Source organism: Tannerella sp. (assembly GCF_052170195.1).
In the GTDB taxonomy this organism is placed as follows: Bacteria; Bacteroidota; Bacteroidia; order Bacteroidales; family Tannerellaceae; genus Tannerella.
Genome location: NZ_JBQNAZ010000005.1, coordinates 31,101 through 50,514 on the forward strand (window position 1 = coordinate 31,101; position 19,414 = coordinate 50,514).

Genomic DNA, 19,414 nt, shown 5'->3' on the forward strand with positions numbered 1-19,414 from the left:
CAGAATACTGACTGTTGACCAACAATTAAACATCCGGATTCCCGCTTACTGAAAATCCGGATACTGATCGTCTTCGTCTTCCTCGTCGCTGTCGAGGTAGTCGGTGTCATTCTCTTCTTCGGCAGCCGGGATATCCCAGTCGTCTTCGTCGTCTTCGACAGGAACGAAGCGCATGTCCATATCGCGGTGGACAATTTGTTCAGCGTCGTGGAATGTTTCGCGGTTCAGTTCGTTCCAGAGCAGGTCTTTGAGTTCCGCGATTCCGGCACCCGTGACCGAAGAAATAAAGAGATGCGGAATGCCGGCGGGAAGTTCTTCGGCCAGTGCTTCCATCAGTTCATCGTCGAGCAGGTCGCTTTTTGTGATGGCCAGCACCTTGTTCTTGTCGGCCAGACCGGGATTATACTGTTCCAGTTCGTTGCGCAGGATATCGTATTCTTTCCGAATGTCGTCGGCATCGGCGGGGATCATAAACAGGAGCAGCGAGTTTCGCTCGATATGGCGGAGGAAGCGTAGTCCCAGTCCTTTACCTTCGCTGGCGCCTTCGATAATGCCGGGGATATCGGCCATGACGAACGAGCGGTTATCACGGTATTTGACGATACCCAGATTCGGTTCGAGGGTGGTAAACGGGTAGTTGGCGATTTTCGGTTTGGCTGCCGAGACGACCGAGAGCAGCGTCGATTTCCCTGCGTTGGGGAAACCGACGAGTCCGACGTCGGCCAGCAGCTTGAGTTGGAGCACGACCATCCGTTCCTGACACGGTTCACCGGGCTGTGCATAGCGGGGTGCCTGATTCGTCGCCGTTTTAAAATGTATGTTTCCGCGTCCGCCCCGTCCGCCGCGCAGCAGCATCACCTGTTGGCCGTCGGTAGTGACATCGCAGAGGTATTCGCCTGTTTCGGCATCGAAGGCGACGGTGCCGCAGGGTACTTCGATGATACGGTCTTCGCCGTCTTTACCGGTACTGCGTTTGCTGCTACCTCCCTGTCCGGAGGTAGCGAGGATATGGCGTTCAAACTTGAGGTGGAGCAGGGTCCAGTAGTTACGGTTGGCACGCAGGTAGATATGTCCGCCCCGTCCGCCGTCGCCACCGTCAGGGCCTCCGCGCGGGATGTACTTCTCTCTCCGGAAATGGGCGGATCCTGCTCCGCCTTTTCCCGAACGGCAATAAATTTTTACGTAGTCTACAAAATTCGATTCGGCCATATTGTCGGATATGCGCGGTTAAGATGGTCGTTGCATCCTGAAAAAGGACGGATTCTTACCGACCCGTTACTTTCTTTATCGCTTCGTCGATGCGGTTGAAAATATCTTCGATCGACCCGGTTCCCTTGATGGCTGCATGTTTTCCTTCGCTGATGTAGTGCGTGGCCAGCGGGGCGGTCTGCGTGTGATAGACATCGAGGCGTGACTGGATGGTCTCGAGGTTGTCGTCCGAGCGTCCCGATACTTTGCCGCGTTCGAGCAGGCGGGAAATCAGTTCCTCGTCGTCGACTTGCAGGTCGAGCAGGATCGAGACGTCCGTACCGCGCTCGTTGAGCATCTCTTTCAGGGCGATGGCTTGGGGGATGGTGCGGGGGTAGCCGTCGAAGATGACCCCTTTCGAGCCTTTTTTGCTGTCGAGGAATTCGCCGATCAAACGGATAATCAGCTCATCGGGAACCAACTGGCCTTTATCGATATATTCTTTTGCTGTTTTTCCCAGTTCGTTTCCTTCACGGATTGCATTGCGCAGCATGTCGCCTGTCGAGATGTAGTCGAGGCCGTAATGTTCGACCATCAGTTTGCTTTGTGTCCCTTTGCCTGAGCCGGGCGCACCGAAAATTACGATATTTAACATGAGTTCTTATAGATAAAAATGTTGATTAATTGTCTCTGATCTGGTAGATGTCTCGTGTCGAGCGTCCCAGCCCGTCATAGTCGAGTCCGAATCCGACGATGAAGTTGTTTTCGATTTCCATGCCTACGTAGTCGGGTTGGAGATCGCATTGGAGCGAGGCCGGTTTGATGAGCATCGTTGCCAGACGCACGTCGGTTGCGCCTTCTTCTTTGAGGCGGCGGGTCACGTAGTGCATGGTCAGTCCGGTGTCGATAATATCTTCGAGCAGGACGATGGGGCGGTTACGCGTGTTGCTGCGGATGGGCAACAGTTCTTTGACGATGCCGTCCGATTTCGTGCCGTGATACGACGAATAGGCGGCGAAGGTCAGTTCGCTGGTGACCGGGAGCTTGCTCATCAGTTCGGCCACGAACATATAGGCTCCGTTGAGGATCCCCACGTAGAGCGGGTCTTTTCCTTCCATATCCCGGCGGATTTCTTCGGCCATCCGTTCGATAGCCCGGACGATTTCCTTCTCGGGGATGTACAACTCAAACACCTTATCTTTCAGTCGGATTTGCTTCTTCATCGTTTCTTCGTTTTTGTTTAGGGATGCAAAGATACATGATAATTTTCAGAAATGTATCAGGATGAATGAAAATCGGGTTGTTGACGCTTGCAAGTCGGCACGGGTGGGACGGCGCAGTCAGGCTTTCATATCGAGGGTTGAGAGGTATTTTTCGATAAACTCGTTCGATACGCCTGTCAGCTTGGCTTCTGCGTCGATACCGCATCGGAGAGCTTCGCGATTGAGCAGGTGGGCGCATCCGGCTTCGCGGAAGAGGGTAGCCAGTTTCGAGCCGTGATCGAAGTCGGAAGCCAGAAACGTGCTGAGCCGATCGATGCAGAGAAATTTCTTGTCGAGCGCTTTGAGTCCCGCATAGCTGGAGAGCATTTCGCCTTCGGGCGTATGGTCGTAGGTGATAAAGTAGAAGGTACGGATCACGATTTTGCGCTCTTTCGTAAAGTCGGCAAAGAAATAACCCACTTTTTGTTCAAAGAGTTTGAAGGCGATCAGCAGCGAACCTTTGTACCAGTCGACATCCCACTCTATGAAGCTGAGGTTCATGTACGTGTTGATCACTTGCGCGGCCACGCCGTCGAGCCGTTCAAACATACGTACTACGGCATGTTCCTGAATATAGACCTCGTAGCGGCGGTCGGGATCCATCAGGATATACGGATTGTTCGGGATGCGTGCCGAGTGCCAGTAGATTTCGTCTTTCGGGCCGAGGGGGAAGCCTACGCGGTAGAATTTGCGCCGTTCGCCTTTGCGGTCGGTGCCCCAGACCCATTGCGGAGCACGCGAGGTCAGCCAGGCGACATGCCCGATGCGGTTATTGTATTCGTCGAGTTGCAGCCGGGTGATCCAAAGCAGGTGGATGCAGGGGTTGCAGAGCTGGTAAAGTTGCAGCAGCAGGCATGTACGGTACTGGCCGTTCATCCGGTCGAAAAACCGGTTATACTCGTCGCTGAAATGCTCGCTTTCCATATCGGTGAGGATGACGGTGCCGTGTGCCTTAAACACGTTCAGGATGCGCTCCCGGCTGGCACGTTCCGAAGGTTTCTTCACCTCGATGCTCAATTGCAGGGTCAGCGGCATCCACAGTTCGAAGTAATCAGCACATGAAATCATGCGCGTATCGCCTTCCTGCCCCGAGAAAGGAACTTTCCATCGTTCCATCAGACGATAAAATTCGGTCTGAATAAACGTTTTGTAATTCCCTTCCCAATCTTTTAACTCCGAAGTATCCATGCGCAGTAGCGCGGGACGGGCGAAACACAGCAACTCGAGCAGCTTTTTGTCGAAAAGAGGGATGGCATCGCCGAAGCCCAGATCTTTCAGCAAGGTAAACAAACGCTTCACATAGAGGTTTTGTCGCCTCGCTTCCTCTATCTTGCGGCGTTCGTGCTCCGTTTGCTTCGACTGTTTTCTTTTTTTCGACATAGCCGTAGATTTTTCGTATGTTAACGATTTCGGGCTAAAGATAAGGAATCTTGTTCGGTAATCGTGCAACAAACGTAGAAAAAAACATTTCTGGCTGCAGAAAAGCTGAAAAAATACCCGAAAAATTTGCATTTTGCCACCGGGAAATTATCATCTAAGAAATCAGAGCAGAAAGCTCCCTTCTGTTATCGGAAAGCTAAAACGATCTACGTCCGGTGAAACAGGGTACACAGGATGCCGTCGCCTCGATGGTGGAATTTTTTTTAAGGGTAGGAGGAGATTTGTTGTATCTTTGTGGTTGATGAAGAAATTTAGTTAATCGTCATACCATCCGTTTACTGATGATAAAAATAGATCATATAGCCTTATATACAAGGCGTCTGGAGATTTGCCGGACATTTTACGAAACGTATTTCGGGGCTACGGCCGGCACGATGTATCATAACCCGAATACAGGATTGAAAACGTATTTTCTGAGTTTTGCAGACAATACCCGTCTGGAGATTATGGAACGTCCCGATGTGGAAGAACGCTCGGACAAGGCGTTGAGCGAAGGATTTATTCACCTCGCATTCAGTACAGGCAGCCGTGAGGCCGTCGATCGGTTGACCGCGAGGCTGATAGCCGACGGGTATGCGTGTGTCGGCCGGCCGCGCGTTACGGGCGACGGATATTACGAAAGTGTCGTGACCGACCCTGACGGCAACCGGATCGAAATCACCATATAATATAATGTATGTCGACCCTGCTGTTTTTGATGACTTTGCTCCCGGTCGTGTTCATGTTGCACGACTTTGAGGAAATCATTATGTTCCGTCCGTGGCTGAGGCGAAACCGTGACGAGTTGAAGGCGCGTTTCCCGCGATTCGAAGCTTTTCTGACACGGCGCGGCCTGTTCGACTATTCGACTTCGGCTTTTGCTGTGGCCGTTTGTCACGAGTTCACGTTGCTTTCGGTCGCAAGTTATGGGGCGCTCTACACCGGAGTATATGGGTGGTGGTTCGCCGCCTTTATGGTTTTCTTCCTCCATCTTTTCGTGCATGTCGGACAGTGGGTGATTTATCGGAAATATGTGCCGGTAATCGTTACGTCCGTCTTGTCGTTACCGTATTGTTTCTATACGTTTGGGCTGTTTGCCGAGGCCGGCCTGCTGTCTGTTCCGGAGATGATCGGGTGGTCAGTCGTCGGGCTCGTCGTTATGGCGTTGAGTTTTCCGGCGGCGTTCTTTTGGGCGTCGAAGTTCGATGCTTTCGAGCGATCGAGAAGATAAACCGGCAGCCGACCGCTACCGGTGGCCTGTAAAATATTTTTGCCTGATAGACTTATGCGGGGCGGAATGTTAGCCCATTCGGCTGACTTTTTTCAGTCGTTCTTCGTCGATGATTTTGATTTTTCGACCATCCAGCGCGATGATGTGTTCGGTTACGAACGTCGAGAGGGTACGGATGGCATTTGAAGTCGTCATGTTTGAGAGATTAGCCAAGTCTTCGCGCGAGAGGTAGATGCTGATTGTCGCGCCGTCTTCTTCAAGTCCGTAATTATCTTTGAGGAAAAGCAGCGATTCGGCCAGACGTCCGCGGATATGCTTTTGTGTCAGGTTGACCGTCCGTTCGTCGGCGATTCCCAAATCAATCGAAAGTTGCCGGATAAAGAACATACCCAGCTCGAAATTGGCACGGATGAGCGATTCCACGACCGTCATCGGAATGATACATACGGTCGAAGCCTCGAAAGCCGAAGCATTGGTCAGGTAAGGCTCCTGTGCGAAATAAGCACGGTAAGCAAAATACTGGACCGGCTTGATTACCCGAATAATCTGGCTTCGTCCGCCCACTCCCTGTTTAGAGATTTTTACTTTTCCTTTCAGCACACACATCATGTCTTTAGCCTCATCGCCCTCACAGTAAATCATTTCGTTCCGTTTGAAATGTTGTATCGTCGAATTGGCTTTCAAGACCTCCCGTTCTTGCTCCGTCAAAAGTCTCCAAACCTCTGCTAAGCTGGCCGATATATCAAATTCTTTTTTTCCCGACTTGCCCACTGCTGTTTTATAACATACTTTTGAAGCACAAATATAGAACATATTTTCGAGATGTAAAAAAAATCCTTGATTGACTGGTTTTGTGATAGCGAATTTTCTCGAATCTCTGCTTTTCTGAGCGGTATGCCACAGAAAAACGGATGGCTGACTGATATCTTTCTTTGCGGACGGATATTCGTGAATAGAGGTGTGTACGGAAATACAGCCTTTACCCGTAATAGAAACGCCCGGCAGTATTTTTTCTCCGGATGTAAAGAAGTGTTATTTTTACATAAGTGTTTGATTATCGGAAAAAAGTATCTATTTTTGTCGCCGAAAAAAGATAGATAGAATGAAAAAGACTTTATTATTTGTCGTTGCCGTGGTATGTGCGGCATCGGCCATGGCGCAGGATGCGCCTAAAGATACATCGTATTGGAAGAAAAGCGGTTCGACATCGTTGACATTTGGTCAAACCTCGTTCACAAATTGGGCGGCCGGAGGGAATAATTCAGTATCGGTTTTGGCTTCGTTTGCCGGAAAACTGGGTTACGAAAAAGGCTTATGGATGTGGGACAATTCGGTCGATCTGGGCTACGGACTCTCGTATCAGGGAAGTGAGCAGATCAAGAACGATGACCATATCGATTTGGCTACACGCTTGGGATATAAGGCTTCATCGCTGTGGGCGTATGCTGCCGAGCTGAGTTTTAAGTCGCAGTTTTACGACGGATACAGCAAATACCCGGTAGAGAGCGGAGCAAAATACATCTCCAAGTTCATGGCGCCGGGTTACTTGATCGGCTCGATCGGTATGAGCTATACTCATCCGAAAGAAGATTTTAAGGTGCTGCTTTCGCCTGTGTCGGAAAAGATGACCTTCGTAACCGATCGTCGTCTTTCGGACGAAGGTGCGTATGGTGTGGATCCCGGCAAAAAGGTTTTTGCCGAATTCGGTGCGCTGGCTAAAGCGACGTATTCGAAGAAGTTTACGGAAAATGTGCTGCTCGGTACGGAACTGCTGCTGACGTCGGCCTATCAGACTTTCGGAAACGTCGATGTGGATTGGAAACTTTCGCTTGATTGGAAACTGAACAAATATTTTACGTTTAAGGCAAATACGTATTTGCTGTATGACGACAATATCAAGTTTATCGACAAAGACGGTACCAAAAAAGGTCCGCGTGTTCAGTTCAAGGAAGTAATCGGTCTGGGATTCGGTTATATCTTCTGAGAAAAAGATACGCACCTTAGCGGGTGGCAAGAGAAAAGGGAAGCGGTGCCTAACGGATCGCTTCCCTTATTTTTTTCATTTATCGCAAAGCGCCGGCATACCCGAGAAGAGGATATCCGCGCCGGCTTCGAGCCACAACGAATCCTTTCGTATCAATAGAGAGACTCCAGTCTGCAACGGAAGTAGTCGCTTAACGTCAGTTTTTTGTTCTTTGATACTATCTGTATTTCGTTTTCTCCCTCCTTTAACGCTACATTTTGCCACTCCAGAGTTGCATATTCGTCGGGTTTTGCTTTTCCGTAGCTTTGACCGTTTACGAACAGTTCGGCTTCGGGCTGGTTGGTGAATGCAACGATTGTTTGCATACGCCGGTGGCGTGTAGTATGTCGCCGGCCGGCCAAATAAAGTACCGGTTCTTCTTTGTTCCAGTTGGCTTTGTAGAAGTAGAACGCATCTTTGCGTACTTTACGATCGAACGTAACCAGGCCTTTGTCGTTGATTCCCGGCCGATCGCCTTCTGTCCGGTGCGCGGCGCCGAAGTCGAACATATTCCATACGAAACTCCCCCACAAATACGGACGGGAGGCAATGGTTTTCCAGTTTTCCGCATGGTAATACGTCTGCCAGTTTTCGGGATGCCACCAGCCGGCAGGCTCCGGTTTTTTAAGCGTGTCCTGCTGATGATAAATGCTGGCTCCGGCTCCGTATTCACTGACGGCGATACGCAGTTCCGGGTATTTTTTATGAGTGTCGTCCAGCCATTTTCCCAGATCGGACGGAGTGCCGCCATACCATCCGTCGTACCGGTTCCACGCGATGGCATCCGTAATGAAATTCATCGGTTCGGTTGCCGGTCTGTTACTGGCTGCTGTCGTAGGACGGGTCATATCTTCTTGCTTCGCTACTCTGTTCAGTTCTTCAATATATTCCGTCGGATCATCGCCGGCTTGAGTCAGTTCGTTAAAAAGTCCCCATACGCAGATAGAGGGATGATTACAGTGCTGGCGGATAAGTTCTCTGAGCTGTTCTTTTCCATTGCTGCGGAAAGCGGGGAGGTTCACAAACCCTTTGTCCATGTATCCGCCGGGGCCTACGAAAGGTATCTCCGCCCATACGATGATGCCGTATCGATCCATCAGGTCGTAAAAACAGGTTGCCTGCGGATAGTGTGCCAGACGAACGGCATTGACGCCCATTTCAGCCATCAACGCCGCATCTTCTTCATGATGTTGCAAGTGAAGCGCGTTGCCTATTTCGCTTCTGTCCTGATGGCGGCATACCCCGCGAAGAGGCAGATGCTTGCCGTTGAGGATAAATCCCAGATTGGGGTCGATCCGGTAAAAACGAAGCCCTAAAGGTTGTGTAACTTGGTCGATTACGTGTCCGTTTCGTGTAAGGGTCACTTCCGCCTGATAGAGAAAAGGGTCTTGACGTCCGTTCCACAAACGCGGGTTTATTATTTCGCAGACAAGCCTCCGCTGCGTATCTGAATTTCCGGAAAGGGAGAATTTTTCTTTTCTCTCCGTCACGGTTCTTTTTCCGTCCCGCACGCATATTCCGAGTTCGATCTCCTGAGCTTTATCACTCCCGTTGGATACCTCTACCAACGCTTCTATTCTGGCATATTTATGGTTGACGCTGTCTTGTATCAACCGTACACCCGGAGAGGCATAGTCTAATGGAGAGATACATACTTCGTCGGTAATCAGCAGATGCACATCCCGGTAAATACCTCCATAAAAGTTGAAGTCGCCGACCAAAGGCATAACATCCAACTGTTCGCCGTTATTTACTCTCACCAGAATAAAATTTTCCTTTCCGTACTCTACCTTTCCGGTAATTTCAAAAATAAAAGCTCCGTATCCTCCTCGATGTTCGCCCACGTGGAGATTATTTATAAATAGATTGGTAACGCTATTTACCCCTTCGAAGCGGAGAAACAGGCGTTTGCTTTGCCATTCGGAACGGATAAAGAGTTTCTTCCCGTAATTGCCTATCCCGCGCTTGTAATCGGGTTTGCCGGATAAAGCGTCTTGTGCATTCCAAGTGTGGGGCAGATCGACCCGTACTTCCGTATTTTTCTGTACCTGATGAGAAAAACGGAAGTTCCACCGGTCATTCAATAAAATATCCTGCCGTTGTGCAAATGCCGGCATACAACAGCATATTAGCAGAACAACCGGTGTAAAATAATTGCGTAGTACGTTTTTTGTTTTCATATTGCTTTTTTCTGATTATTAGCTGCAGATTGCGAGTATGTCTGTTGGCTCTTAACTATGATATATCATTTTTGCCTGTGGTTTGCCGGAAACGGGTTCGGTCCGACATAACGGACGGTTTCCCTTATTTTTTCCCATTCGTCGCAAAGCGAAGGCATGCCGGAGAGGAGGATATCCGCGCCGGCGTCGAGTAACAACGAGTCGGGCAGGGGACCGGTGTTGACGGCGATGGTGAAGATTCCCGCGGCGTGAGCTGCCTCGACACCTAACGGAGCATTTTCTACGACAATGGCTTCCCAAGGCTGCAGGCCCCCTTTTTCCAATGCCATCAGGTAGGGCTCGGGATCGGGCTTTCCGCGTTTTACATCGGCGCCGGTGACCATTCGTTCTCGTGCGAAGATGTTCGGGAAGTGGGTGTTCAGTCGTTCGAGGAGAGAGGCTTGTCCCGAGCCGGTGACAATCATCGGCGTCAATCCGTCACGCACCACTTTTTGCAGTAGCTCGTAGCTTCCGGGCATCGCTCCGACGGGAGGGCAGGCATTGAAGGCTTCTGTCTTTTCCCGGTAGATGGCCTGAATTTCTTCGGGTGTGACGGATGTACCTTGCCGGCGGCAGACAAGTTCGATGGTACTGTCGCCCGTGCGTCCTTCGTGCAGGTAAACTTCTTGCTCGGAGAGGTAGAGTCCGTGGCGTTTCATCGTCTCGCTCCATGCGACCGCATGGTTCGGCATCGAGTCGTAAAGTACGCCGTCCATATCGAAAAGCATTGCTTTCAGTCCGATGCGTTCATGTCGATTGGCGGATAGAAAGGCCTCTACGGCCTGTTTGTATATATTCATTTGCTTGCGGTTTAAAAATTCGGGCAGGGGAAAGCATCGTTAGCTTTCGTTGCCGATCATTGATTTGAGACGGTTGATATAACCCATCCGGGCTTCGAGACTGTCGTCGGCCGAGGGTGACCATGGCGCCAGATTATCGGGTGTGAGCGGAGCGAAAGGGCCCTGTTTGATCTCGTAAATCACCGTTCCGGACTCCAGCACAACTAATCCGTGCCAGATGCCGGCCGGTATTTCCCCGCCGTAACAACCTTTCCGTGGGTCAAGGATAAAGGTCTTTGTCACATTCCCGCAGTCGTCGAAGAGAAACAGAGCCACCTTGCCGCGCAGCAGGATGAAGACTTCGGTTTTGTCGGGGTTCAGGTGGCGGTGCGGACGCAGATACGTATCCGGTTCCATCGCGTTCAGTAAACGGTTGACCGGGTCGTCGAGCGTTTCGTGAAAATTGTAATTCATACGCAAACGGGGGGATTGTTTGGCTCTCTCGGTCGTCTCGTCCAGCAGTTTTTGATCAATCAGTTTCATCTTTTGCAGTATAAAGTGAAGGTGTCTTGTGCGTACACCCAAGAACGGTTACGGTTTATATTTCGATTTCGTCAGGATATCCTGCGCGTCGTTGTGATGCATTAATTCGGCTACGGAAACGTTTGTTCTTTCCATGTATCGCGTAACGATCCGCCAGCCGATCCAAGTGCCGAGGTTTCCCGGCGCCCCGTCTGAAATAAAAGACGACGGTCGTTCCAGAAAATATTTCGATGTCGTCACACGGTCGGGCGTGTAAAGTTGCTTACGTTCGATAATCTGTTTCCACAGTCGCGACTCATTTTCTGTACACCACCGGTATTCTTCGGAAGTGTACTTCATCCACACCTCCGGGATGACTTCTGAAAAGGCCTGATGAGCCACGTATTTGATTTTTCCCTCGTAAATCATCCGATCGAGCAGAACGTTATCGTTCCCGCTGAACGGGTATTCCGACATCAGCCATGCTGTCAGATAATCAGGTACGACATAATCCGGTGTCATACCCCGCCGCCGGTAGGTATCGAAGTAGTCGTTATACAGCGGATAATCCGCCCCCAGATATTTGTCGATTGAAATAGAGAGGAGGCTGTCGTCGACGAGCACGTTCTGATACAGTCCGGAGACATGCATATAGACGACCGGGATCTGTCTTTCGGGAAATTGTTCTCGTAAATAACCGAAAGCACGTCCGAGATCACGTTCGATATGTTCCACCGTCTCGTATCCGGCCAGTGCATCCCGATAGAGCTTGTTCAGGTTCGGCTCGGAATAGTAATTGACAAGACGGTCGAAAAACTCGTCCGACTGCGTTTCCGGATCGTTGAACAGGCTAAGTCCGAGCACTCGGAACATCTGTGGATAAGCGCGTGCCAAGACTTGCTGTCGTTCGGGGGTGTCGACAAGAATCAGCTGATAAAGGTCTTTATCGAAACGACGGATATGGATGGGTTCGTATGACGTTTCTTTGCCGCTCAGCATACCGCATCCGTTGCATCCCGTCAGATGAATGAGCGTCCAGCCGAGGATCAGGATCTTATTTTTCATCGGTGCGTTCATTTATTTCTTCAATAATACGGTAATTTGTAACGAGAGATCGAAAAAAATCATCTTGGCATTTCCGTTTTGCGAAATATGCCTTTCGGCATCGGCCAATTCGCGGATCAGATCAAAGACGTTCCGTTCGTTGACAAAAGGGGAGAAACGTGTCGAAAAAGCGGCTTCGTTGGGTTTCATGTAATTCAGATCGTCACTCCGGAAACGATAGACGAAGTTTTCGCGAATCAGGTGTTGACAGTAGTTGAGAAAACTTTTCTGCTTTTCGCGTGTCATTGTCGACAGTTCTTCCGCCATGTTTTTCATTTCCTTTACGTTTCTGGCCCATGAGTTCCGCATCATCCGGATGAAAAACTCCAGAAACACGTCGCTTTCCTGTTCCGTGCTGAGGGCTTTTTCGGCTTCCAGCATGTTACCGTGCGCCAAGTGTGCGATCTGCCGTGCGGCATCCGGCTCCAGATGATACTGTTGTATGAGCGCCTCGGTGAGCGCTTCGGCGGTAATCGGTCGGACGTTCAGTCGCTGTGTACGCGACAGAATCGTTCCGAGTATCTGTTCGGGGGTGTCCGAGACCATCAGTATGACAGTATTCTGCGGCGGTTCTTCAATAATTTTCAGCAACTTGTTCGCACAAGCGATGTTCATGCGTTCGGGCATCCATATCAGCAATATCCGGTATTTGGCCTCGTATATTTTCAAGCTGACCTTGCGCAGTATCCGGTCGCTCTCCTCGGCGTAGATAAGTGCCTGCTTGTTGCCTGCTTCGATCCGGTCGAGCCACCTGTCCAAGTCGAAATAGGCGTAAGTTTTCAGAAAATCGCACCATTCCGCAAGGTAGTCGTCGCAAACTGTTTTCTTTCCTTCCCTGTTGGCGACTATCGGAAAAACGAAATGCAGATCGGGGTGCGCAAGTTCATTGTATTGCAGGCATGATTTGCACTTGCCGCACGCATCGGTTTCCGACCGGTCGGTGCAGTTCAGGTAACGGGCGTAAGCCAGCGCCAGCGGAAACGCACCGGCGCCCGGCTGTCCGCAAAACAGCTGCGCATGTGCGACGGTACCTTTCCGCGCCGTCTCGGTCAATTGTTTTTTTAGCTCTTCCTGTCCGACAATATCTTTGAACAACATGATCAGTAGATGATTTTTGCTACTTGCCGTACGCTGTCGGAGGCCATAAACGAGTAGAAATGAATACTCGGTACGCCTCGCTTCATCAGATCGCGACATTGTGCGATACACCATTCTATTCCGACGGCTTTGGCTTCACCGTCGTTTTTACACTGACGGAGGGCTTGGGTTAGCGGTTCGGGAAAGGTGCAATGAAATATCTTCGGGATCACCGTCAGCTGGTCTTTGAAAACGATCGGCTTAATGCCCGGAATGATGGGGACGGTTACTCCTTCGGCACGCATCCGTGCGACGAAGGCATCATACCGGTCGTTGTCGAAGAACATTTGTGTGACCAGATATTCGGCTCCGTTTTCCACTTTCATTTTGGCGTATCGGATGTCCGACTCCATCGACAGGGCTTCTTCGTGCATCTCGGGATAACAGGCCATCCCGTACGAGAACGGGGTTTCGATATCTTCGATAGCAGAGCCGTCGAGTGCGATGCCCCGGTTGAAGTTATTCACCTGCTGTTGCAGATCGGTTGCATGATCGTGATACCATTCCGGATCTTTCGTCAGATCAAGTCGTTTGATGTCGCCGCGCAGCAGCAGCAGGTTGTTCACGCCGAGGAAATTCAGGTCGATCAGGCCGTATTCCGTTTCGTCTTTCGTAAAGCCTTTACATACGAGGTGCGGCACGGCCGTGATCCCGTATTTGTTCTGAATAGCCGAGGCGATGGCTACCGATCCGGGACGTTTACGGAGGTTGACCGTCCGGATAGACCCGTCCGGCTCTTCTCTCTGAATCACTTCGCTGTGATGAGAGGTGATGTTAATGTATTTCGGCTCGAATTCCCTCAGCTTATCGATGACCTGATATACGCTTTGGATACTGTTACCTTTCAGCGGCGGAAGAATCTCGAATGAGAAGGCTGTACGTTGGCTGTTTTTTATTAAATCAATGACTGTCTCCATAATGTTATTAAAATTAAAACGGGGTTTTCGATTCTTTTCATCGGTGCCCCTGTTTTGTTTCTTTTTTTTGAGTGCAAATTTAGCCAAAAAGCGCGACATTCCGTATCGGTATGCTAAAAAGCATCCTCGTTACCCTACCGCTTAATGTCGAAGAAAGCCGCTTTTCCGATAATCTTTGCAGGTCTGTTTTTTATTTCTCATCTCCTCTTTCAGTTGGCAACCGGTACATTTATCGCAAGGCGACACATTGCTGCCGGATAAGATTTTATACAATTTCCATCCGGCTATTCCGAAGGCTGCGATACCAATGAGGATGACAGCGATTTCTTGCCACATGATGTATTAAGCTAAGATATACCGGCCGGACTGTTCGAGGCGTCTGAACATCTTCCGGCGTCGGAAGTGAAACAACAGGGCGGCGATGCTCAGCCCGAAAATAAATCCTCCCCACACGCCAACCGCTCCGAGGCCGAATACGAAGCCGAGCAGGTAACTGCATGGGAGATTGATGCAGAGGTAGGCGATAAAGGCATATATCATGACGATTCTGACATCGGTAAGGCCTCGTAAGATTCCGGCGCCGACCGTTTGCAATCCGTCCGATACCTGAAAGATCCCGGCCATGATGAGCAGTTGTCCGCCGATGTCGATCACAGCCGGATCGGACGAAAAAGCGCTTGCTATTTCGTGCCGGAACACGAGCAGCAGTGTCCCTGCAATGGCATTGTAGACGAGGCAGAGGTGCATGGAAGCGTTTCCGGCCATACGTGCCGCATGTAGATTACGTACACCGATCTGGTGGCTTACGCGCACGGTGGTGGCCGAACCGATGCCGAGCACGATCATATACGTCAGATGGGACATGTTTTGGGCAATCTGATGCCCGGCCTGAGGCGTAGCGCCGAGCCATCCGACCATGATAGCCGAGAGAGCGAAAGCCAGTACTTCGAGCAGCATGTGCGCCGCGATGGGAGCGCCTACTTTCACGAGTTCCCACAGGCGTCTCCAACTGAACAGTTTCCACCGGAAAGCCCGAAAACAGTTCCACCACACGTTACGCATCCGCATGGCGATGACAAACAGGAGGGGCATCGTCAGACGCGAGATCAGTGTGGAGACCCCGGCCCCCAATACTCCGAGCTCGGGAAATCCCCATTTCCCGAAGATAAGCAGATAGTTGAGGATAATGTTAATCACGTTCGAAACGATGGTGATAACCATGGCTACCCAAGTGTTTCCCATACCTTCCATGAACTGCTTGACGGCAAAGAAATAAAGAAACGGTATAAGGCTGAGCGTAAGGCTGTGGAAATAGGGAATGGCACATTCAACGACAGCCTTATCCTGACCCATGTAGGGCATCAGATACGTGCTCCCGTAAAGCAGGCTGCATGTAAAAAGAGCCGAGAGCGTGGCCAGCGTCAGCGAGTTCTGGAAAAGCTCTGTCGTCCGTGCGCGGTTGTTCTGCACATAGGCTATTCCTACCAACGGAGTAAGTCCCATCAGTATACCGATGGAAAAAATGAATCCGATGATGAATACGGAGGAGGCGAATGCGATGGAGGCTAATGGCACCGTCCCGAGCTGACCGACCATTAACGTGTCGACCAGTTGTACAATCGCTCCGCCGAGTTGCGTGAACACAATCGGTAACGCTATTTTGAGGTTGCGCTTATAAAAAGGCAAATATGTATTTAGTCGGTAGGCCATCGGATGCCGGGCTTGCTTTTTTAGGGTGCAAAGGTACGTTTTTTTTGTGTAGGCCATTAAGGTATTGGCCATTTTCTGAAGTTGTGGCACTTTACTCTCTTGGGCTTGCTCCACCTAATTCATCAGTGCCTGTTCTGCCTCTTGTTTAGAAGACTGCAACCCGATTTCTCTTCGTTGTTCCTTGAGGTGATAGGCTTTTGAGAGAGGTGTAAGCATCATTAAGGTATTGTCCAGCCTTACTCACGTATAATCAGTCTGAAAGAGTAAAAAAAGCGGAAGTCTCCACTAAGGAGATTCCGCTTTTTCAATCACATTTTATTCAGGATTCTTACTTGCTCCAGTCTTCGGCAGTCATACGCTGATAGCTGCGATAACGCCATTTGGCATTTTCTTCGGCTGCGGCAAACAACTCGGCAGCTTCTTTCGGATACTGCTTGGCTACCGACGAGAAGCGTACTTCACCTTTCAGGAAGTCTTGGAAATCTTCCCATTTCGGCTCTTTACTGTCAAGCTGGAACGGATTTTTACCTTCTTCCTCCAATTGCGGGTTGTAACGCCACAAGTGCCAATAACCGCAAGCAACGGCTCTTTCTTCTTCTTTTTGGCTCTTTCCCATCCCCGCACGAAGGCCGTGGCTGATACACGGAGCATAGGCAATGATCAGCGACGGACCCGGGTAAGCCTCTGCTTCGCGGATGGCCTTCAACGTCTGGGCTTGGTCGGCACCCATAGCTATCTGGGCAACGTATATATAGCCGTAAGTAGTGGCCATCAAGCCGAGGTCCTTCTTACGTACACGTTTTCCGGAAGCGGCAAATTTGGCAATAGCCCCTACCGGTGTAGCTTTCGACGACTGCCCGCCTGTGTTGGAGTATACTTCCGTATCGAGCACAAGGATATTCACGTCCTTACCTGATGCGATCACGTGATCGAGACCGCCGTAACCGATATCGTACGAAGCGCCGTCGCCGCCGATAATCCACTGGCTGCGTTTGATCAGGTAATTAGACAGTCCCTGCAGTTCTTTGCATACCGGACAACCGGCTTCAGCTCCTCCGTTGATCACAGCTTCCAACTGCGGAGCTAATTCCTTCGTCTTGTCGGCATCGTGCATGTGATCGATCCATTCCTGCATCAATCCCTTGGCATCGGCAGGCGTATGATCGTTTGCTATCGCCTGAGCGAATAGGCGGACAATACGTGCACGCATCTTCTCGTTAGCCAGTTCCATGCCCAAGCCAAACTCGCAGAAGTCCTCAAACAATGAGTTAGCCCAGGCAGGACCGTGTCCCTGTTCGTTCTTCGTATAAGGAGTAGAAGGCACTGAGCCGGAGTAGATGGAAGAACATCCCGTGGCATTGGCCACCATCTCACGATCGCCAAAGAGCTGTGTAATCAATTTTACATACGGTGTCTCACCGCATCCGGAGCAAGCGCCGGAGAACTCGAACAACGGAGTAGCGAACTGCGAGTTCTTTACATTCGCCTTAATATCCAGCAGATGTTGTTTGCTTTTTACGTTATCCGCACAATACTTCCAATTCTCGGCCTGAGGTAACTGACTTTCGAGCGGCTGCATGGTCAATGCCTTTTCACCTTTCTTGCCCGGACATACATCGGCACAGTTTCCGCAACCCAGACAGTCGAGCACATCGACCTGTATGCGGAAAGTCATTCCGTCAAACATTTTACCGACGGCTTTCAACTGTTCGAAATTAGCCTCTTTCTGTTCCTCTTCATCGAGTACGAACGGACGTATTGAGGCATGCGGACAAACATACGCACACTTATTACACTGGATGCAGTTCTCCGCATTCCATTCGGGCACGAAAGCGGCCACACCGCGCTTTTCATAATACGCCGTGCCTTGATCCCACGTTCCGTCCTCACGTCCTTTGAAGGCCGATACGGGCAGTAAATCACCATCCTGCGCATTGATGGGGCGAACGACTTCGTTGATAAATGCCGGGTCGTTGTTTCCCTCTTTTTCGTCATCAGGAAGATTAGCCCACGCCGGGTCGACGGTCAGCTGCTTGTATTCGCCACCACGATCGACAGCTGCATAATTCTTGTTCACCACGTCTTCGCCCTTCTTGCCGTAAGACTTCACGATGAACTTCTTCATTTGCTCTACAGCCAACTCTACCGGAATGACATTCGTGATGCGGAAGAAAGCTGATTGAAGGATGGTATTGGTGCGGTTGCCCAACCCGATTTCCTGTGCAATCTGCGTAGCATTGATGTAGTAAACCGTAATATTATTTTTCGCAAAATATCTTTTCACTTTGTTCGGGAGATGCTTTACGAGAGCATTATCTTCCCAGATGGTGTTCAGCAGGAACGAGCCGTTCTTGCGCAGACCGCGTGTCACATCGTACATGTGCAGGTAGGCCTGAACATGGCAAGCTACGAAGTTGGGGGTATTCACCAGATATGTCGAGCGAATGGGATGATCGCCAAAGCGCAAGTGCGAGCAGGTAAATCCTCCCGATTTTTTCGAGTCGTACGAGAAATATGCCTGACAATATTTACCGGTATTATCACCGATAATTTTGATCGAGTTTTTGTTGGCGCCAACCGTTCCGTCGGCTCCCAACCCGTAAAATTTGGCTTCGAACATTCCGTCTCCACCCAACGCTATCTCCTCTTTCTGAGGAAGCGACGTAAACGTCACATCATCTACGATACCGATGGTGAAACGATTCTTCGGCATCGGCAAGGCGAGATTTTCGTATACAGCCAGAATCTGTGCCGGGGTTGTATCTTTCGAACTTAATCCGTAACGTCCTCCCACAATCACCGGAGCATCTTCCTGCCCGTAGAAACAATCCTTCACATCGAGATACAAAGGTTCGCCATTCGCTCCCGGCTCTTTCGTGCGGTCGAGCACAGCAATGCGCTTAGCCGTCTTAGGAACGGCGGCCAGAAAATGCTTGGCCGAGAACGGACGATACAGATGTACGGATACCAGACCTACTTTTTCGCCATTAGCCGTCAGATAGTCGATTGCTTCACGTGCAGCTTCCGTCACCGATCCCATGGCGATGATGACACGATCCGCATCTTCGGCACCATAATAATTGAACAGTCCGTAATGACGTCCGGTAATCTTGTTGATCTCGTTCATGTATTCTTCGACAATCGCCGGCACAACATCATAGAACGAATTAGCCGACTCACGATGTTGGAAGAAATGGTCGGGATTCTCCGCCATACCGCGTGCCACGGGCTTCATCGGGTTCAGTGCGCGGGCACGGAAGTCGGCCAGAGCTTCACGGTCAATGAGCGGAGCGAGGTCTTCGTTCTCCAGCATTTCGATCTTCTGAATTTCGTGCGACGTACGGAAGCCGTCGAAGAAGTTGACGAAAGGAACACGTGACTTAATCGTCGCAAGATGAGCGACACCAGCCAAGTCCATCACTTCCTGTACGGAACCTTCGGCCAGCATGGCAAATCCCGTTTGACGGGCTGACATCACATCCTGATGATCACCGAAAATAGAAAGTGCATGAGAAGCGATGGTACGCGCCGAAACATGAAATACGCAAGGCAATAATTCGCCCGCAATCTTATACATATTCGGTATCATCAACAACAGACCTTGTGAAGCCGTATAAGTGGTCGTCAAGGCACCGGCCTGTAAGGAGCCGTGTACCGCACCGGCGGCACCGCCTTCCGATTGCATCTCCTGCACCAGAACCGGTTCACCGAAAATATTCTTCCGTCCCGAAGCAGCCCACTCGTCTACGTATTCTGCCATGGTCGAAGAAGGAGTGATCGGATAAATTGCGGCTACTTCCGAAAACATATATGAAATATGCGCTGCAGCCTGATTTCCGTCACATGTCAAAAATTTCTTTTCTCTTGCCATAAAATTCTTAAATTAATATATATCTAAATTCT

General features: G+C 50.3%; 17 protein-coding genes. 3 read left to right on the forward strand and 14 right to left on the reverse strand.

What is annotated here, in order from left to right:
* Positions 1-45: 45 nt before the first annotated feature.
* From obgE to ACTTKA_RS02500, 4 genes are all read right to left on the reverse strand, one after another.
* Positions 46-1,209 (reverse strand): GTPase ObgE, encoded by a 1,164-nt coding sequence (obgE, locus tag ACTTKA_RS02485; RefSeq protein ID WP_442723840.1) that lies wholly within the window; start codon positions 1,207-1,209, stop codon positions 46-48.
* A gap of 55 nt (positions 1,210-1,264) precedes the next feature.
* Positions 1,265-1,843: an adenylate kinase gene (locus ACTTKA_RS02490; protein WP_442723841.1), complete on the reverse strand. Its 579-nt coding sequence runs from the start codon at positions 1,841-1,843 to the stop codon at positions 1,265-1,267.
* A gap of 25 nt (positions 1,844-1,868) precedes the next feature.
* Positions 1,869-2,411 carry a phosphoribosyltransferase gene (locus ACTTKA_RS02495; RefSeq protein ID WP_442713322.1) on the reverse strand — a complete coding sequence of 181 codons (543 nt, stop codon included), beginning with the start codon at positions 2,409-2,411 and terminating at the stop codon, positions 1,869-1,871.
* Between the two features lie 117 nt (positions 2,412-2,528).
* The gene (locus tag ACTTKA_RS02500; RefSeq protein ID WP_442723842.1) at positions 2,529-3,830 is read right to left on the reverse strand and encodes a hypothetical protein; all 1,302 of its coding nucleotides are present in this window, start codon (positions 3,828-3,830) and stop codon (positions 2,529-2,531) included.
* A gap of 341 nt (positions 3,831-4,171) precedes the next feature.
* Between ACTTKA_RS02500 and ACTTKA_RS02505 the strand changes: the two genes are divergently transcribed.
* Together ACTTKA_RS02505 and ACTTKA_RS02510 are read left to right on the forward strand one after the other, a co-directional pair.
* The gene (locus ACTTKA_RS02505) at positions 4,172-4,558 is read left to right on the forward strand and encodes a VOC family protein (RefSeq protein ID WP_442723843.1); all 387 of its coding nucleotides are present in this window, start codon (positions 4,172-4,174) and stop codon (positions 4,556-4,558) included.
* Positions 4,559-4,566: 8 nt separating this feature from the next.
* Positions 4,567-5,100, forward strand: coding sequence for an HXXEE domain-containing protein (locus tag ACTTKA_RS02510; protein WP_442723844.1), 534 nt, complete (start codon positions 4,567-4,569; stop codon positions 5,098-5,100).
* A 69-nt stretch (positions 5,101-5,169) separates the two neighbouring features.
* Here the strand turns inward: ACTTKA_RS02510 and ACTTKA_RS02515 are convergent, their stop codons facing one another.
* Positions 5,170-5,871 (reverse strand): Crp/Fnr family transcriptional regulator, encoded by a 702-nt coding sequence (locus ACTTKA_RS02515; protein ID WP_442713326.1) that lies wholly within the window; start codon positions 5,869-5,871, stop codon positions 5,170-5,172.
* A 331-nt stretch (positions 5,872-6,202) separates the two neighbouring features.
* Between ACTTKA_RS02515 and ACTTKA_RS02520 the strand changes: the two genes are divergently transcribed.
* Positions 6,203-7,084: a DUF3078 domain-containing protein gene (locus ACTTKA_RS02520; protein ID WP_442723845.1), complete on the forward strand. Its 882-nt coding sequence runs from the start codon at positions 6,203-6,205 to the stop codon at positions 7,082-7,084.
* Between the two features lie 152 nt (positions 7,085-7,236).
* Here ACTTKA_RS02520 and lacZ4 read toward each other — a convergent pair whose 3' ends face one another.
* From lacZ4 to nifJ, 9 genes are all read right to left on the reverse strand, one after another.
* Entirely contained in the window at positions 7,237-9,303 is a 2,067-nt protein-coding gene (lacZ4, locus tag ACTTKA_RS02525; RefSeq protein ID WP_442713328.1) for a beta-glucuronidase LacZ4, read from the reverse strand.
* Positions 9,304-9,368: 65 nt separating this feature from the next.
* Positions 9,369-10,136, reverse strand: a complete 768-nt coding sequence (locus ACTTKA_RS02530; RefSeq protein WP_442723892.1) for an HAD-IA family hydrolase — start codon at positions 10,134-10,136, stop codon at positions 9,369-9,371.
* A 45-nt stretch (positions 10,137-10,181) separates the two neighbouring features.
* Positions 10,182-10,664 carry a WbuC family cupin fold metalloprotein gene (locus tag ACTTKA_RS02535; RefSeq protein ID WP_442723846.1) on the reverse strand — a complete coding sequence of 161 codons (483 nt, stop codon included), beginning with the start codon at positions 10,662-10,664 and terminating at the stop codon, positions 10,182-10,184.
* A gap of 48 nt (positions 10,665-10,712) precedes the next feature.
* Positions 10,713-11,708, reverse strand: a complete 996-nt coding sequence (gene gldB / locus ACTTKA_RS02540) for a gliding motility lipoprotein GldB (protein ID WP_442723847.1) — start codon at positions 11,706-11,708, stop codon at positions 10,713-10,715.
* A gap of 12 nt (positions 11,709-11,720) precedes the next feature.
* Positions 11,721-12,845, reverse strand: coding sequence for a DNA polymerase III subunit (locus ACTTKA_RS02545; protein ID WP_442723848.1), 1,125 nt, complete (start codon positions 12,843-12,845; stop codon positions 11,721-11,723).
* Between the two features lie 2 nt (positions 12,846-12,847).
* On the reverse strand, positions 12,848-13,801 hold the full coding sequence (locus tag ACTTKA_RS02550) for a methylenetetrahydrofolate reductase (RefSeq protein WP_442723849.1): 954 nt from the start codon (positions 13,799-13,801) through the stop codon (positions 12,848-12,850).
* Positions 13,802-13,942: 141 nt separating this feature from the next.
* On the reverse strand, positions 13,943-14,137 hold the full coding sequence (locus ACTTKA_RS02555; RefSeq protein ID WP_442723850.1) for a FeoB-associated Cys-rich membrane protein: 195 nt from the start codon (positions 14,135-14,137) through the stop codon (positions 13,943-13,945).
* A 6-nt stretch (positions 14,138-14,143) separates the two neighbouring features.
* Positions 14,144-15,511, reverse strand: a complete 1,368-nt coding sequence (locus ACTTKA_RS02560) for an MATE family efflux transporter (RefSeq protein ID WP_442723851.1) — start codon at positions 15,509-15,511, stop codon at positions 14,144-14,146.
* Between the two features lie 328 nt (positions 15,512-15,839).
* Positions 15,840-19,382 (reverse strand): pyruvate:ferredoxin (flavodoxin) oxidoreductase, encoded by a 3,543-nt coding sequence (nifJ, locus tag ACTTKA_RS02565; protein ID WP_442723852.1) that lies wholly within the window; start codon positions 19,380-19,382, stop codon positions 15,840-15,842.
* Positions 19,383-19,414: the final 32 nt, after the last annotated feature.

What these genes read in the sequence shown, in the direction of transcription:
- ACTTKA_RS02490 (WP_442723841.1), bottom strand. Translation starts at nt 1,843, where the DNA reads ATGTTAAATATCGTAATTTTCGGTGCGCCCGGCTCAGGCAAAGGGACA.
- ACTTKA_RS02510 (WP_442723844.1), top strand. Translation starts at nt 4,567, where the DNA reads ATGTCGACCCTGCTGTTTTTGATGACTTTGCTCCCGGTCGTGTTCATG.
- lacZ4 (WP_442713328.1), bottom strand. Translation starts at nt 9,303, where the DNA reads ATGAAAACAAAAAACGTACTACGCAATTATTTTACACCGGTTGTTCTG.
- ACTTKA_RS02545 (WP_442723848.1), bottom strand. Translation starts at nt 12,845, where the DNA reads ATGTTGTTCAAAGATATTGTCGGACAGGAAGAGCTAAAAAAACAATTG.
- gldB (WP_442723847.1), bottom strand. Translation starts at nt 11,708, where the DNA reads ATGAAAAATAAGATCCTGATCCTCGGCTGGACGCTCATTCATCTGACG.
- ACTTKA_RS02495 (WP_442713322.1), bottom strand. Translation starts at nt 2,411, where the DNA reads ATGAAGAAGCAAATCCGACTGAAAGATAAGGTGTTTGAGTTGTACATC.
- obgE (WP_442723840.1), bottom strand. Translation starts at nt 1,209, where the DNA reads ATGGCCGAATCGAATTTTGTAGACTACGTAAAAATTTATTGCCGTTCG.
- ACTTKA_RS02520 (WP_442723845.1), top strand. Translation starts at nt 6,203, where the DNA reads ATGAAAAAGACTTTATTATTTGTCGTTGCCGTGGTATGTGCGGCATCG.
- nifJ (WP_442723852.1), bottom strand. Translation starts at nt 19,382, where the DNA reads ATGGCAAGAGAAAAGAAATTTTTGACATGTGACGGAAATCAGGCTGCA.
- ACTTKA_RS02500 (WP_442723842.1), bottom strand. Translation starts at nt 3,830, where the DNA reads ATGTCGAAAAAAAGAAAACAGTCGAAGCAAACGGAGCACGAACGCCGC.
- ACTTKA_RS02560 (WP_442723851.1), bottom strand. Translation starts at nt 15,511, where the DNA reads ATGGCCTACCGACTAAATACATATTTGCCTTTTTATAAGCGCAACCTC.
- ACTTKA_RS02535 (WP_442723846.1), bottom strand. Translation starts at nt 10,664, where the DNA reads ATGAAACTGATTGATCAAAAACTGCTGGACGAGACGACCGAGAGAGCC.
- ACTTKA_RS02550 (WP_442723849.1), bottom strand. Translation starts at nt 13,801, where the DNA reads ATGGAGACAGTCATTGATTTAATAAAAAACAGCCAACGTACAGCCTTC.
- ACTTKA_RS02505 (WP_442723843.1), top strand. Translation starts at nt 4,172, where the DNA reads ATGATAAAAATAGATCATATAGCCTTATATACAAGGCGTCTGGAGATT.
- ACTTKA_RS02555 (WP_442723850.1), bottom strand. Translation starts at nt 14,137, where the DNA reads ATGTGGCAAGAAATCGCTGTCATCCTCATTGGTATCGCAGCCTTCGGA.